Source organism: Xenorhabdus sp. TS4 (assembly GCF_014467265.1).
Classification (GTDB): Bacteria; Pseudomonadota; Gammaproteobacteria; order Enterobacterales; family Enterobacteriaceae; genus Xenorhabdus; species Xenorhabdus ehlersii.
This window is the reverse complement of sequence record NZ_NKHQ01000013.1, coordinates 42,591-58,012: the sequence shown is the minus strand read 5'-3', so window position 1 is coordinate 58,012 and position 15,422 is coordinate 42,591. Positions and strand designations below refer to the sequence as shown.

Below are 15,422 nucleotides of genomic sequence, written 5' to 3'. Positions count from 1 at the left end.
GATGCGAGTTATTGTTTATGGCAGCCTGAGGCGAAAACAAGGCAATCATCACTGGATGACGGATGCCCAATTGTTGGGAGAGCACAGATTAGAAGGTTATGAAATTTATGATCTGGGGCACTATCCGGCGGTTGTCCGTGGCGAAGGAACCATTGAATGTGAAGTTTATCGTATTACGCCATCCATCCTGACAGAATTGGATGAGTTGAAAAAAAACGCTCAGGAGTACGAAAGGGAACTGATTGAAACACCGTATGGCAAGGCCTGGATCTACCTCTACAAATTACCTGTTGAGGGATTGCACCGGATAACCTGTGGTGACTGGCTGAAACGCCATGAGAAAGAGTAAAAATTAGACAATCGGAAGATAAACAAAAACCTCTGTCCCTGGTCGGGGCAGAGGTTTTTTGGGATTAAAACCCGCAATTACCTGTCAGGATTATTTTTTAGCAGCGCGTTCAAAAGAAGACAGGATCTCAGCTTTAGCGGCTTCAGCATTATCCCAGCCTTCAACTTTAACCCACTTGCCTTTTTCCAGATCTTTGTAGTGCTCGAAGAAGTGAGTGATTTGGGCACGCAGCAGTTCTGGCAGATCGTTCACATCTTTGATGTGATCGTATTCTTTGCTCAGTTTGGTATGAGGAACAGCGACCAGTTTTGCATCTTCACCGGATTCGTCAGTCATTTTCAGGACACCCACTGGACGGCAGCGGATCACAGAACCTGGCTGCAATGGGTAGGGTGTTGGCACCAATACGTCAACTGGGTCACCATCGAGAGACAGGGTATGGTTGATGTAGCCGTAGTTACATGGGTAGAACATCGCGGTTGACATGAAACGGTCTACAAACAGGGCACCAGACTCTTTGTCTACTTCATATTTGATGGGATCGGCATTTGCTGGGATCTCAATGATGACATAAATATCTTCAGGCAGCTCTTTGCCAGCCGGTACATTATTCAGGCTCATAAAACGGTTTCCTTCAATGTTAAACCAAAATGGAGTGCGGGGTATTATAGCCAAAACAGGCCAAAATTCCTCGGATTTTTCGGTGGTTGGCGGTGGCTTAAAAGCATAATAAAAAAGCACAGACTCAAGTTTAATTGAGTCTGTGCTGATTTATATTAAGCGTAGTTTAATATGGCGAAACTTGTCCATAACCATCAACGCGTATTATACAAAGGAGCATTGACGAAGGGGCAGATAGACTTGCCTTTTTAGCTTCCCTTGTATCGTAGTCATATCCATAATAAAGTCCTCCCTCTGATGGAGTATATATTTTCATTATATTAGTCCCGGCCGTGTGATTCCGCAGATATTGCAATCCAAAGTCAGGGAAATGCGTTTTGTCATATTCATAACTAATTGACGTCAGAGTCGTCGTTTGCGGAGTTGCTCCTATATCAGTCAGGTTCGGTGTGACAGCGTTCTGACCATTGATATTATCCTTGCCAGTCCAATCCACATCCTGACAGTCTGGAGAGCCATTCAAGAGAACAGTCTTCGAACTCGGATTATTGGGATCAGGATGTTCAGGAATAAGTAGGTATCTCCGTGGGTTGAAGGTATAGTAATAACTAGATTTTACTCCCGTATCCATAACTGTTTTGGTGAGTGTCACTGTTACCGGCCATTGCTCAATGGAGAAACTATCTCGGGGGAATGTTATCTCTCCTGAGTATAAATCTACTTTCACCAAGTTAGGATTGGAAGATTTGATACTTGATGGACTGTTCGAAGTCTGTGTACCACCTGAGCGGTTAATTGCCGTGTAATCATACAACTGTGTTCCATCCTGCGCCAGTTGAATAACCAGATCTCCATGTACGTTATAAGGTCTTCCCTGCTCAGCAATATATTTCGTAACATTTGAACCTTTCGCACCCATCAGAATTCCCACTGGTATTGGGATAGGATCGAAGCTTACCGGTACGGATTGTATGCTATTTGTATCATTTTCACTGGCTGCATCTGGCATTAGTTTGAAATAAAGTCCATCTATACCGACAAGACTTGACATAGAGAGAGTCACATAACCCTCGTTATCGGTGGTTGGATTTGTAGGAATCTCAAGTTTAATTTCTTCTACAGGCGGAATGATATTAGAAGCAGCATTCATTATTTCCGCTTTAAGTTTAACAAGAGACTGATTCTTAAGAGGGAGTTTGCTTTCTGCGTCAATGACTGGCACCTTATAGGTATAGCGCTCTTTTCCGCCAGCGGTTAATGGCCCTACAGGTGATTGCGATATTGCACCGAATGCAAACTTCAAGCTTTTTGGTGTGACAAAATCGAGTGGCTTAGAGAAGCTTTGATGTTTGTCATTAATCAACACCTCAACTTTAGCACCTTTCACTACCTGGGTACTGGTCACAATCGCTTTGATTTTACCCTCCTGATCAGAGGAATTCTCATAGCCAGGTGCGGGCTTAACCGATAATCCCGGTAGATCAGCAGGCTCGGTACTCCATTGTAAGTTCATATCCATTTTTTTATTGATGGGATTGCCATTGAGATCGAACACAGTCGCAGTCACAATGATTGGTTTGCGTTCCGTTGCCTCATAAGGCCCTTTTTGGTCGAACACAAAATCTTTGGCCTGAATAGCATCACTAAGATTAGTGAAATAAAATGGCTTATCGCCTTTTATCTCCAATTTAGGTTGCTCATCCATTGACAGATAAATCTTTGTTTTCGGATTAATCGGTTGAGTACTGCTCAACATGGCAGTTAGCTGGCCTGCATCATTAGTCATGCCTGCTGAGTCCCAGGTTAATGTTGCATGTTTATCTGGTGGATCGAGGCTCCATTTTACGTTCGATATCGCCTTGTTTTTAATTGGCGGGTTGTTTTTATTGCCATAGGTGATTGTGGCTGCCAGCTCATAAGCCGGTTTGCCATTGGAAATTATAGGGCCTATGCCACTTGGCTTGATGCTTTGGTCTTTAATGGCAAAAGGCTCAACAACCACGTTCATGTAAGATGTCATGGGCTTATTGTTACCCGTGACTTCAGAAACAGCAGACAGGGTATAGCTGTTTATCCCCTTGGCAGAATATTTCGGCAGGTCCAGTTCAACAGATCTGCCATGAGGTGTGATAGCTCCCCCGTTTTTACGGAACTCTTCATTAGCCTGCCATGATAGTTTCTTCAGTTTGTGCTCAGCGGTAATATTAGGGGTGATTTGAACATGTTGGGCACTATATCCGCTTAATGTATTTGGCAAAGCAAGGTTGAACACGGGTTTTTTCTTGTAGTCCAGCACGATGTGGTTGTTTCTTTGCACGATATCATAACGGCTTCCCGTTAGTGTGCGCATAGCAGCAACACTATTCGGTGAAATTTGATCCGCAAAAGGCATACCAAAACGATAATTCAGATTGGCCTGGAAGAGAGCCTCACTGTGTCCACTGCTTCCGAGCTTATAATCCACACCCATTGTCATCAGTGGAATCGGGGTGTAATTTAGGCCAAGTCGGGCAAGGTTAGGGTTTTTTTGCTTGGTTTTCCGATTGAACAGGGCAACGTTATCGCCAAAGTACTGCTCATAACTCAACTTACCCCCAAGGTTTGGATAAGCTGGTAAGAAAAATTCACCATTGATATCGTAGCCGTTGGCTGGCCGTTCTTCATATTCCAGCTCTTTGGGGGATTGGCGCCATTTGCTCAAGCGCCAGTAAGTGTTGGCAGACAATTTAATATAATCGGTCCAAATTTCCCCACCAACCCCCAACCGTTGATGTTGTCCCGTGAAATCATTGTCAAGGAAGGTATTTAAACCATACATCCAATTGGGTGTGAAATAACGTCCACCAAGGCCGAGGTTTAGGGTATTGCGGCTATCGTGTCGGCGATAACCTAACTGAGAGAAAAATAGCCAATCCGCTTTATTGTCATAGAGAGGTAACAGTAGATCCAAGGAGCTGCTATCCAGTTTTCCTTTTTTATCGACGGAAAGATTAATATTGGCTGTACCAAATCTGGATAACCATTTTTGCGTTTCCGTGGATATCGCACCATTGATTTTCCCCAAAGCGTAGGATTTTGCCTGTTCGGTTAATTGAGATGGGGAAGAGGATAAAATATTACTCACCCTATGGATATTTTGTGCGATGACTCCTGCTTCTTTATCGAGAGCAGTTTGCTTATCTTGCGCCTGATTGGCGTTCTTTTCATTTTCTGATCCTGGTAAGGACATTCTATTCTCTTGAATTTTTTCACCCGCTGCAAGCGCACTCGTAGGAGTAAAGGGTAAAAAAAGCGAATACACGAGTATAGAAAGCCGAAAAACTTTATGATTTATATACGAGTCCATATATGAATTCCTCATAAAATATGGGCTGTCGCCAGCGCTTTAGCGTTACACCTTTGATGTTCCAAATTTCAGTTTTATTGGGTATAGCTATCTCATTAATATAAAAAAGATAATATTTCCCATACCTACATACATTAGGAAAACTTTTATTGTTATGCGTAATGAAAAATAATTATCGATTGATAGCAAAAAGTTATCAGTTTATTGCCACTGAAATTGGGTTTCATTTTTTAAAAAGTTTTTCATGTAAGAGCGGTGTTTTTTTCAGGAATGACTATGGCGTATCAGTGAGAATATATAATTAAATGGCCACAAGCTTAATAAGCCTGTGGTTTGGAAAATAAATGGAATAAGAGGTGGAAACCCACCTCTTTAAATTATGGCTTAATAATACTGCTTATTGATCAGGAAACTCGGCCATAAAACTTTCGGCTTTTTCTACCATAGATTTGGTGCCGACAAAAAAAGGTACTCGTTGGTGCAGTTTATTTGGCACGATATCCAGAATACGGTTTGCTCCATCGCTGGCTTTACCACCGGCTTGCTCAGCCAGGAGTGCGATTGGGTTGCACTCATAAAGTAAGCGGAGTTTGCCCGTTGGATGGCTTGCCGTACTTGGGTAGATATAGATCCCACCTTTTAATAAATTGCGGTGGAAATCCGCAACCAGAGAACCGATATAACGGGTTGTGTAAGGGCGCTGGGTTGCTTCGTCTTGTTCCTGGCAATATTTGATGTATTTTTTCACGCCCATTGGAAACTTGATGTAGTTCCCTTCATTGATAGAGTACATATTGCCCTTTGCTGGGAATTGGACTTTCTCATGGGTTAGACAGAATACACCGAGGGAAGGATCATAAGTAAAAGTATGGACACCACAGCCTGTTGTATAAACCAACATTGTGGATGAACCATAAACCACATAACCCGCTGCAACCTGACGATTGCCCGGTTGCAGGAAATCTTCTTCGGTTACAGGTTGCCCGATCGGGGTGACTCGATGGTAAATTGAGAAAATAGTCCCGACGGAAACGTTTACATCAATATTCGAAGAACCATCCAGTGGATCCATCAAAACAACATACTTCGCATTTTCTGCTCGGTCGCCATCAAAAATAACGATGTCGTCTTCCTCTTCGGAAGCAATGCCTGCAACTTCGCCGCGTGCTTTCAGTGCTGCCTTGAGTTTTTCATTGGCATACAAATCCAGTTTCATCTGGACTTCACCCTGAACATTAGATACACCACTTGTGCCTAAAATATCCACCAGACCGGCTTTATTGATATCTCTATGGATGATTTTGGCACCTAACTTTATGGCAGACAGTAGTGCAGTCAGTTCACCTGTAGCATGCGGAAAATCTTGCTGCTTTTCGACGATGAATTCGCCCAATGTTTTCATGACAAAGGCCTTGAATTGGTTGTGGTTTTAGGAAGCGTGCTTCACTTATGTGTTGCACTTATGTGCCGCACTTAGGCGCGGGCAGTTTAGCTAAAGAATCCAATGATTCATAGGTTATTGCATTTTTAATCTCTGATTTGAGGGTTAAAATAGTGATACAGTTCATGAATCAGGTAGAAATAAATGCGTATTCATATTCTTGGCATTTGCGGTACTTTCATGGGTGGGCTGGCGATCCTCGCTCGCGCACAGGGGCATGAAGTGACTGGCTCTGATGCCAATGTATATCCCCCAATGAGCACTTTGCTGGAAAAACAGGGCATTGAGCTGACCCAAGGGTACGATCCGGCACAGCTCGATCCTGCTCCAGATATGGTGATCATTGGTAATGCCATGACACGTGGTAATCCCTGCGTAGAAGCCGTGCTGGATCGAGGTATTCCTTATACTTCTGGCCCGCAATGGTTGCATGATCATATATTGCCGGAGCGTTGGGTATTGGCTGTCGCTGGAACTCACGGCAAAACAACGACAGCGGGTATGGTGGCCTGGATCTTGGAAGAGTGTGGCTATAAACCAGGATTCCTGATTGGTGGTGTGCCAGGGAATTTTGAAGTTTCAGCACACATCGGTGAAAGCCCATTTTTTGTGATTGAAGCTGATGAATATGACTGTGCCTTCTTTGACAAGCGTTCGAAATTTGTCCACTACAGTCCCCGCACACTGGTCATGAACAATCTTGAGTTTGATCATGCCGACATTTTCGAAAATTTGGGCGCTATTCAAAAACAGTTCCACCATCTCGTCAGGGTTGTGCCGAGTACCGGCAAGATCATTGTTCCTGATAATGATATTAATTTGAAGCAGGTGCTTTCAATGGGATGTTGGAGTGAATTGGAACAGATCGGAGAAAGCGGTCATTGGCAGGCGAAGAAAGCTAGCCAGGATAGCAGCCACTACCAGGTATTCCATCGGGGTGAGCAGGTTGGGGAAGTGAAGTGGTCATTGGTTGGTGAGCACAATATGCATAATGGTTTGATCGCAATTGCGGCAGCCCATCATGTGGGCGTTCAACCTGCGGATGCCTGTCAGGCATTATGCCAATTTATTAACGCCCGTCGTCGCCTTGAATTGCGCGGCGAAGTCAATGGCATCTCGGTGTATGATGATTTTGCCCATCATCCAACGGCTATCTTAGCCACACTGGAGGCGTTGAGAAGTAAAGTGGGCGGTATGGCTCGTATTCTTGCCGTACTGGAACCGCGTTCGAATACCATGAAACTGGGAATGAGCAAAAATGATATTGCTCCTTCTTTGGGGCGCGCCGATGAAGTTTTTCTCTATCAACCCACCAATATTCCGTGGCAGGTGGTTGAAATTGCTGAACAGTGTATTCAGCCCGCTCGTTGGAGTGGAGATATTGATACGTTGGTTAAAATGATTGTAGAAACGGCCCAGCCCAGTGACCATATTCTGCTTATGAGTAATGGTGGATTTGGCGGTATTCACGAAAAACTACTGGCTGCATTGACGAAAAAAATAAGCGCGGATTAATCAATATTTTCTTATATTTCGGTCTGCCATACGCATATTTTGATTAGATTGGCATACGGCAGACCTGAAAAAATTAAAGTTCTTGTTCAAACAGGTGGAGAATTGCTTCGTAAAGTTGTTTTGTCGTAAAGTTTTGCGCTGGAGTGGAAAAAATAGTGTCATCCCCTGCAATGCTGCCAAGGATCCCTTCTGCTTTCCCCAATGAATCTAATAGGCGGGCAATTAACTGTGCTGCGCCAGGGCTAGTTCGTATGACGACAATGCTGTGATTATAATCGACATCTAATACCAGATTTTTTAATGGGCTGGTGGCAGTGGGAACGCCCAATTCTGCAGGTAAGCAGTAAACCATTTCCATTTTTGCATTACGGGTTCGGACAGCACCAAATTTCGTCAGCATTCTGGAAACTTTAGATTGGTTGATATTTTCAAACCCCTGCTCTTGAAGTGCCAAAACAATTTCACCTTGAGAGCTGAATTTTTCTTCTTTCAATAATGCCTTGAAAGCTTTTACCAAATCTTCCTGTTTCGAAGGAACACGCATATTTCACCATCGTTGAATCCGTTATCAGGCGGACATTATGCGAAAGAGTGAATTTTTATTCAAGAAAGAGAAGAATAAACTAACATACAGGGCATAATTGTATATTTTCCAATATCTCCCTATTCATAATCTGAGGATTAATATCATTTAATTCCTGTGCATTTTCTTTCCGTCAGATTAAGCATAGTAAATGCATTGTTAATTAAATGGTGTTGTTTGACCTGAAAGGGAAGAGTAAGGTAATCAGTTAATTGATGAAGAATACGGTTGAAATAATTCTTAAAAAAGTGTCCATTATCTCATTAACAGATAAGCGTTTTGTTTAGAATAAAACAACTTTGGTGTTCCATCATCAGGCTATTAAGTGGATAATCTGGCTGTTAACAGATTGTTTTTAATACGTAGTGTTTACAGTACTTAATTTAAGGAGTATCAGGATGAAAGTTGCAGTTCTCGGCGCAGCCGGTGGTATTGGTCAGGCACTTGCCCTTCTACTCAAGACCCAGCTTCCTTCAGGTTCAGAACTTTCCTTGTATGACATTGCTCCGGTGACCCCAGGCGTGGCAACCGATCTGAGCCATATTCCAACGGAAGTTAAAGTCACTGGTTTTGCTGGTGAAGATGCAACCCCTGCCTTGGTAGGTGCAGATGTCGTATTGATTTCTGCGGGTGTGGCGCGTAAACCTGGTATGGATCGCTCCGATTTGTTCAATATCAATGCGGGTATCATTCGTAATCTGGTTCAGCAGGTTGCTAAAACTTGCCCAAAAGCATTAATTGGCATTATTACCAACCCAGTCAATACCACTGTAGCGATTGCTGCTGAAGTACTGAAAAAAGAAGGGGTGTACGATAAGAACCGCCTGTTTGGTGTCACAACCCTGGATATCATTCGTTCCAACACCTTTGTTGCTGAGCTGAAAGGCAAGAAAGTAGAAGAAATAGAAGTTCCTGTTATTGGCGGGCACTCTGGTGTGACCATTCTGCCTCTGCTGTCGCAAATTCCAGGTGTTAGCTTCACTGATGAAGAAATTGAAGCATTGACCAAGCGTATCCAGAATGCGGGCACTGAGGTTGTTGAAGCGAAAGCGGGTGGTGGCTCTGCAACACTGTCTATGGGACAAGCAGCGGCTCGTTTGGGGCTGTCACTGCTCCGTGGCTTGCAAGGCGAAAGCAATGTTGTTGAGTGCAGCTATGTTGAAGGTGATGGCAAATATGCCCGTTTCTTTGCGCAGCCTGTTCGCTTAGGTAAAAATGGTATCGAAGAACGTTTAGATATTGGCAAGTTGAGTGACTTCGAACAGAAAGCATTGGATAACATGCTGGATGTTTTGAAGAAAGATATTGAATTAGGCGAGAAGTTTATTAACGGCTAATTCATTTATTAATGATTTATTAATATACGAATTAAGTTAAATATATTAAATAACTAAAACCGCTAGTTATTTCTAACTAGCGGTTTTCCTTTCAATAGTTATATTGATAACTAATTATTCTTTTTCTCTCTAACTTTCCTTTCCAATAGTTCTCCTGTATGGGGATCGAAATAGCGGCTTGGCCATATTTCAGACGGATGTAGTTCTAAGTAATTCGCTATTATCCATTCTCCCTTGGGCCACGGGCGAGAAAGTGTATTCGCCAAAGTAGATGAACTCAGTCCCGCCGCGCGAGAAACGGCAGCTAATGTCGTTCCTCGTTTACGTAAAGCGGCAATAATATCAGCAGGATGCCAATCCGATTTCATAGAAATCATTTTTTTAATCCTTTTCTATTAAATTAGAAGCCACATTAGTGGTATAACTAAAGCGTTAATGTGAAATTAATAACGAACACGAACCTGTTATTAAGAAATTAAAATAACATTATTTTTTCTAAAAATGTTTCTAATTTTTTCTTAATAACTTCTTTTTTGAACTTGGTTACAAAAATAGAGAAACATTATGAAAAAAGAGTGGTATACGGCAATGGAGTTGACCGGTGTAGGTGAGTTGCCTAGATCACCACAAGGAGTTAATGCCAGGGCAAAACGTGAAGAATGGTTGAGGCAAAAACGGTCAGGTGTCCAGGGAAGGGCGATTGAATACCATTACTCTTGTTTTCCTAAATCAACGTTAGAAGCTTTGGAGCTTCATGAAACACCAACGGAATATCAGGTTCAGAAACAAGATCCTTTATCCATTTGGGTAAGTGCATTTAATTTACTCACCGAGGAAGAGAAGGAGGTCATTACCGAAGTGATATTACGAGATGGCATAAGAAGTTTTTTGGAAAAAATCATAGCTACTTGAGGCAGCTTTTAAAAAGCCAAGTGCTTAAAATTTGGCTTTCCCGTCACTGCTCCAGTATCAAGCGAGGAGAAAGAGATGAAAAAAGAGTGGTATTCTGCAAAAGAACTCATCGGCCTCGCAGGGCTGCCATCGTCTCCCCAAGGGGTCAATCTGATGGCAAGACGCGAGGGCTGGGAACAACGCCGTAAGCGTGGCGTACAGGGAAAAGCACTCGAATATAATGTCAACAGTTTGCCCGAAGAAGTCGTGAATGTACTGACGGTCAGTGAAAATTCGGTCGAATACTACCGTAATAAGCGACAGGATCCATTTATGATCTGGGTAGAGGCTTATTACCAGTTGAGCAAATCCGAAAGAGAACGAATGGTTAAATTTATTTTGAGAAAAGGGCTAGCCAGCCTTGTCCAATATGTCGGTATTCAAGATATTGATAATAAAGACAGCGCCCTAGATTGAGTTATCTGGGGCACTAATTGATTCAGTTTAGGAAAGTCGCTGTACAGCGACATGGGCCAATCCCTCAAGAGCCGCCTTGTATGGAGAGTCTTCCAGTGACTGCAATGCTGAAATTGCCTTATCAGCTTCTTCTTCTGCCCGCTGGCGGGTATATTTGAGTGAACCGCATTGTTTCATCGTTGCCAGGACGGTATCCAGCAAATGGCGGCCATTACCTTGTTCAATGGCACCTCGTATCAGAGTGGATTGTTCCGGTGTTCCGTGGTTCATAGCGTGCAAAAGAGGTAATGTTGGTTTGCCTTCGTTCAAGTCATCCCCTGTATTCTTACCAAGCGTATTGTTATCCGAGTCATAATCCAGCAGATCATCAATTAATTGAAATGCAGTTCCTAGATAACGACCATAATCACGTAGTGCTATTTCTTGCTCAGGAGTGGCGTTGGCGAGAATGGCAGCTGAATGCGCAGCGACTTCAAACAGGCGGGCGGTTTTACTGTAAATGACTCTCATATAGTCATCTTCGGAAATATTCGGATCATTGCAGTTCATCAACTGCATGACCTCTCCTTCAGCAATGACATTGGTAGCATCAGACATCAATTTTAATACGCGCATGGAATCGAGATCGGTCATCATTTGAAATGAGCGCGTATAGATAAAATCACCTACAAGGACACTGGCAGCGTTACCATAAATAGAGTTGGCTGTCGCTTTACCTCGGCGCATATCAGATTCATCAACGACATCGTCATGCAGCAGCGTTGCTGTGTGGATAAATTCAATCAAAGCAGCAACTTTGATGTGTTTTGTGTCTTGGCAATGAAGGGCTTTACCTGCCAATACGGCAATCATTGGTCGGATGCGCTTGCCACCGCCGCTGATGATGTAGTAACCAAGTTGGTTGATCAGCGCAACGTCAGAATTTAATTGGTTAAGAATGGTTTCATTAACCGCTGCCATATCATCAGCGGTGAGTTTAATTATCGATTCTAAATTCATGTTTTGGCTTTGGACTCTGATTCAGAGCTGTGCTCATTAATTAGCATATCAATAGATATCAAGATATATCGATTGTACTTGAAAAACCGTTCAAATAAATGACAATTGAAAAACTCTGTTTTTTTCTCATCTGCTCTAATTCTGCACTTGTCTTCTAAGTGGTTTTTGCGTAGAATTCGCGCCCTATTGTGAATATTTTATAGCGCGCTCTGGAAAGCATTTTTAGGGGGTGCGCGGAAAGCGGAGTTTATATGTACGCAGTTTTCCAAAGTGGTGGTAAACAACACCGAGTAAGCGAAGGCCAAACAATTCGCTTGGAAAAGCTGGACATCGCAACAGGTGAAACTGTTGAGTTTGACCAGGTACTGATGGTCGCTAACGGCGAAGACATCAAAATCGGCGCTCCAGTAGTTGAAGGCGTTAAAGTTAAAGCTGAAGTCGTAGCTCACGGTCGTGGCGAGAAAGTTAAAATTGTTAAGTTTCGTCGTCGTAAACACAGCCGTAAGCAGCAGGGCCACCGTCAGTGGTTCACCGATGTTAAGATCACTGGCATCGCTTAAGATTTAGGAGAGCAGATTAATGGCACACAAAAAGGCTGGCGGCTCGACTCGTAACGGTCGCGATTCTGAAAGCAAACGTCTGGGTGTAAAACGCTTTGGTGGTGAGTCTGTTTTGGCAGGTAGCATCATCGTTCGTCAACGTGGTACTAAATTCCACGCAGGCAACAACGTAGGTTGTGGCCGTGACCACACCCTGTTCGCATTAGCTGACGGGAAAGTTAAGTTCGAAGTTAAAGGTCCAAAAAACCGTAAATTTATCAGCATCGAAGCTGAATAAGTTTTTTGCATCTTGATCGAATCAGAAGCCCTGCAATGTGTGTTGCGGGGCTTTTTATTATTTTGGATTACGCCATCTCTGGGTACTAGCTGCCATCCAGCTTTACAGTGGCTATCCTACGGAGAAAAGTGATGAAATTTGTAGATGAAGCCAGGATTCTGGTTGTAGCGGGAGATGGTGGCAATGGTTGCGTCAGCTTCCGTCGTGAGAAATATATTCCCAAAGGTGGGCCGGACGGCGGCGATGGTGGTGATGGTGGTGATGTCTACCTGCTGGCAGATGAAAACCTCAATACACTGATTGATTACCGTTTTGAAAAATCCTTCCGTGCTGAACGTGGTCAGAATGGACAAAGCCGTGATTGTACGGGTAAACGTGGTCAGGACATTACGATTAAGGTTCCAGTCGGAACTCGTGTACGTGATGTTGCCACGGGCGAAGTGCTTGGGGATATGCTGCGCCATGAACAGCGTTTTATGGTAGCAAAAGGAGGCTTCCACGGCCTTGGCAATACCCGTTTTAAATCTTCGGTGAACCGTGCTCCTCGTCAAAGAACGATGGGAACTCCCGGAGAAAGTCGTGAGCTGATGTTGGAACTGATGCTGCTGGCTGATGTGGGAATGCTGGGGATGCCAAATGCAGGCAAATCCACCTTTATTCGTGCTGTATCGGCAGCAAAACCGAAAGTTGCTGATTATCCATTTACAACCTTGGTGCCAAGCCTTGGTGTTGTGCGTATGGATAACGAGCAAAGTTTTGTCGTCGCAGATATCCCTGGTCTGATTGAAGGTGCATCAGAAGGCGCTGGATTGGGTATTCGTTTCTTGAAGCATTTGGAACGCTGCCGCGTATTGTTGCATTTGATTGATCTCTGCCCAATCGATGAATCCGATCCAGTCGAAAATGCCCGTATCATCATCAAAGAGCTGCATAATTACAGTGAAAAACTGGCAGAAAAACCGCGTTGGTTGGTCTTTAATAAAGTCGATCTCATCGATGCAGAAGAGGCTAAGCAGCGGGCAAAAGCTATCGCTGATGAATTGGGTTGGGAAGGCGATTATTACATGATCTCAGCCGTGAATCGTCAGGGCGTGAAAGAGCTTTGCTGGGACATTATGGAGTTCATGAAGACGCAGCCTCGTAGTATGGAAACGTCGGAAGAGTCCCAACCGGAAAAAGTTGAATTTATGTGGGATGACTACCATAAAGAGCAGTTACAGCAAGCATCTGACGACGAAGATTTGGATGATGACTGGGACGAAGAAGATGACGAAGGCGTTGAGTTTATTTATAAACGCTAATCTTCATGTGGTCATTCGAATATAACAAAAGGGCGTTGTATTGGCGCCCTTTTTTCTTTTTGGCCAAGCTCTTCTTAGTCACTGAGCCAGCTCAGTGACTTTGATATAACGATTTATATAAATTGTGCTCAAAACGCGATAACGGAACACGACGGGCTCGTTGATCTTCTGGCGGAACAGAGTATGCAGAGACAAACTGGACAAAAGCAATTTGTTGTCCACTGGCAGCAGTCATAAACCCTGCGAGGTTATAAACACCTTGTAATGATCCTGTTTTGGCAAAGACTTTACCATCAAGCCCCGCTTCATGCAGGCCAGAGCGATAAGCCAACGTGCCATCATATCCCGCTTTGGGTAACATGGAGATGAAGTCCAGTTCATCATTGTGCTGAGCAATAAATTGCAATATCTCCATCATGGTTGTGGGGGCGATTAAATTGTGGCGTGAAAGGCCAGAACCATCCACCATGACAGTATTGCCCAAATCAATGCCTGCTTTCTGTTTAAGAATCTGGCGGACTGCATCGGAACCTGCCCGCCATGTCCCTGGCACATTGAAATAGCGGTGGCCGAGGGTACGAAAGAGAGTATCCGCAATCATGTTATCTGATTTTTTCAACATGATTTCGAGCATCTTATTTAATGGCACAGATTGATTTACGGCGAGGATCTTTTCTGGTTGTTTGGGAGCCGACTGGAGACGTATATGGCCTTTTAACTCAATACCGGCAATATTCAGTTCATTCTTCAGGAGGTTGCCGGCATAACTAGGCCCATTTTGGACAGCAAATGCCAATGGTAGTGGTTCATCGCGTTGTGTCAGACAGCCTGTGAGGGTATATCGATTCAAATCACCCGATGTAACATCAAATTCACAATACTTCGCTTCTGGTGAACCCTTAGCCAATGTTTTGACTTCACTCAGTACATTAACGGGATAAAAAGAGGGCACACGGACAAATGCCAGTTCGCCAGGTTGTTCTGCGCTGTAGAGTGAAACAGAAAAGCAGTTTTTATCCACGATTGCTGCTGATGGAGGGGCGCTGAAACACTGGGTCATATCGTTCCATATCCAGCCTGGTGCTTTATCGTGGCTGGAAAAAATCGAAATATCTATGACAAGGTCTCCATCAATCTGTTTTATACCAGATTGTTTTAGGGTTGCGGCCATAGTGCGCAGTTGTGAACGTGTCAGCATGGGATCACCGACAAAGCGAGCCGTTAAGTTACCTTCTAATACGCCATCTGAAAGATTAGCATCACTTTCCAGTGTTGTGATAAAACGGTAATCCTTACCAAGTTGCAATAGCGCTGCTAATGCTGTCACAATTTTCTGCGTACTGGCAGGTAAAGCCATTTGTTGCCCGTGATAATCAATTAAAGGATTTATTGCCCCAACGGTTTGGGCAATAAATGAAAAATGAGCTCCCGTAGGTAAATATTGGGCGCTTTTCTCAATAGAAGAGATATCAGAAGAGGCATTTGCACTGAAGATGCTCAGGCTCAAACTGAGCATACACGCTATTCTGCTGGGAATTTTTAAAAGAGCCATAGATCTCGCATATGAAGGTGATGTATTCCATGAATATTTGTATTAATGATACTAAGGTGCTGTTTAAAGGCAAAGTAAACGATGATCCATCACCAACTCTACGTTAGAATGATAGATTGACAGGTAAGTATGCCTGTGGACTTCAGATTGTGCTGAATTACACTTCTTTTTAT

Annotated in this window: 15 protein-coding genes; 8 read left to right on the top strand and 7 right to left on the bottom strand. The window is 43.6% G+C overall.

The genetic code is table 11. The annotated features are described in order from the left end of the window. Position 1: 1 nt before the first annotated feature. Positions 2-349, top strand: coding sequence for a gamma-glutamylcyclotransferase (locus Xets_RS08360; protein WP_099132647.1), 348 nt, complete (start codon positions 2-4; stop codon positions 347-349). A 90-nt stretch (positions 350-439) separates the two neighbouring features. Here the strand turns inward: Xets_RS08360 and ppa are convergent, their stop codons facing one another. The 3 genes from ppa to fbp all read right to left on the bottom strand — a co-directional run bounded on the left by ppa (position 440) and on the right by fbp (position 5,718). Beyond that, entirely contained in the window at positions 440-970 is a 531-nt protein-coding gene (ppa, locus tag Xets_RS08355) for an inorganic diphosphatase (protein WP_099132646.1), read from the bottom strand. A gap of 166 nt (positions 971-1,136) precedes the next feature. Further along, positions 1,137-4,199: an inverse autotransporter beta domain-containing protein gene (locus tag Xets_RS08350; RefSeq protein ID WP_187651438.1), complete on the bottom strand. Its 3,063-nt coding sequence runs from the start codon at positions 4,197-4,199 to the stop codon at positions 1,137-1,139. Positions 4,200-4,713: 514 nt separating this feature from the next. Continuing rightward, entirely contained in the window at positions 4,714-5,718 is a 1,005-nt protein-coding gene (gene fbp, locus Xets_RS08345) for a class 1 fructose-bisphosphatase (RefSeq protein ID WP_099132644.1), read from the bottom strand. A gap of 183 nt (positions 5,719-5,901) precedes the next feature. On the opposite strand from fbp, the gene mpl reads away from it, so the two are divergent. Beyond that, complete coding sequence (gene mpl / locus Xets_RS08340) at positions 5,902-7,272, top strand: UDP-N-acetylmuramate:L-alanyl-gamma-D-glutamyl-meso-diaminopimelate ligase (protein ID WP_099132643.1); 1,371 nt, start codon at positions 5,902-5,904, stop codon at positions 7,270-7,272. A 73-nt stretch (positions 7,273-7,345) separates the two neighbouring features. On the opposite strand, the gene argR is transcribed toward mpl, so the two are convergent. Continuing rightward, complete coding sequence (gene argR / locus Xets_RS08335; RefSeq protein WP_099132642.1) at positions 7,346-7,816, bottom strand: transcriptional regulator ArgR; 471 nt, start codon at positions 7,814-7,816, stop codon at positions 7,346-7,348. Between the two features lie 437 nt (positions 7,817-8,253). Between argR and mdh the strand changes: the two genes are divergently transcribed. Further along, entirely contained in the window at positions 8,254-9,192 is a 939-nt protein-coding gene (mdh, locus tag Xets_RS08330) for a malate dehydrogenase (protein WP_099132641.1), read from the top strand. A gap of 110 nt (positions 9,193-9,302) precedes the next feature. On the opposite strand, the gene Xets_RS08325 is transcribed toward mdh, so the two are convergent. Then, on the bottom strand, positions 9,303-9,569 hold the full coding sequence (locus Xets_RS08325) for a helix-turn-helix transcriptional regulator (protein ID WP_099132640.1): 267 nt from the start codon (positions 9,567-9,569) through the stop codon (positions 9,303-9,305). Positions 9,570-9,756: 187 nt separating this feature from the next. On the opposite strand from Xets_RS08325, the gene Xets_RS08320 reads away from it, so the two are divergent. Then, the gene (locus tag Xets_RS08320; protein ID WP_099132639.1) at positions 9,757-10,104 is read left to right on the top strand and encodes a DNA-binding protein; all 348 of its coding nucleotides are present in this window, start codon (positions 9,757-9,759) and stop codon (positions 10,102-10,104) included. Between the two features lie 75 nt (positions 10,105-10,179). Further along, the gene (locus Xets_RS08315; RefSeq protein ID WP_099117221.1) at positions 10,180-10,560 is read left to right on the top strand and encodes a DNA-binding protein; all 381 of its coding nucleotides are present in this window, start codon (positions 10,180-10,182) and stop codon (positions 10,558-10,560) included. Positions 10,561-10,587: 27 nt separating this feature from the next. Here Xets_RS08315 and ispB read toward each other — a convergent pair whose 3' ends face one another. Further along, a complete protein-coding gene (ispB, locus tag Xets_RS08310; protein WP_187651437.1) occupies positions 10,588-11,559 on the bottom strand; it encodes an octaprenyl diphosphate synthase in 972 nt (323 codons plus the stop codon). Positions 11,560-11,810: 251 nt separating this feature from the next. Here ispB and rplU point away from each other — a divergent pair, with 251 nt between their 5' ends. From rplU to cgtA, 3 genes are all read left to right on the top strand, one after another. Continuing rightward, a complete protein-coding gene (gene rplU / locus Xets_RS08305) occupies positions 11,811-12,119 on the top strand; it encodes a 50S ribosomal protein L21 (RefSeq protein WP_045968299.1) in 309 nt (102 codons plus the stop codon). A gap of 19 nt (positions 12,120-12,138) precedes the next feature. Further along, positions 12,139-12,396, top strand: coding sequence for a 50S ribosomal protein L27 (gene rpmA / locus Xets_RS08300; protein ID WP_011148617.1), 258 nt, complete (start codon positions 12,139-12,141; stop codon positions 12,394-12,396). A 131-nt stretch (positions 12,397-12,527) separates the two neighbouring features. Beyond that, on the top strand, positions 12,528-13,697 hold the full coding sequence (gene cgtA, locus Xets_RS08295) for an Obg family GTPase CgtA (protein ID WP_099132637.1): 1,170 nt from the start codon (positions 12,528-12,530) through the stop codon (positions 13,695-13,697). Between the two features lie 91 nt (positions 13,698-13,788). On the opposite strand, the gene dacB is transcribed toward cgtA, so the two are convergent. Further along, positions 13,789-15,249, bottom strand: a complete 1,461-nt coding sequence (dacB, locus tag Xets_RS08290; RefSeq protein WP_187651436.1) for a serine-type D-Ala-D-Ala carboxypeptidase — start codon at positions 15,247-15,249, stop codon at positions 13,789-13,791. Between the last annotated feature and the right edge of the window lie 173 nt (positions 15,250-15,422).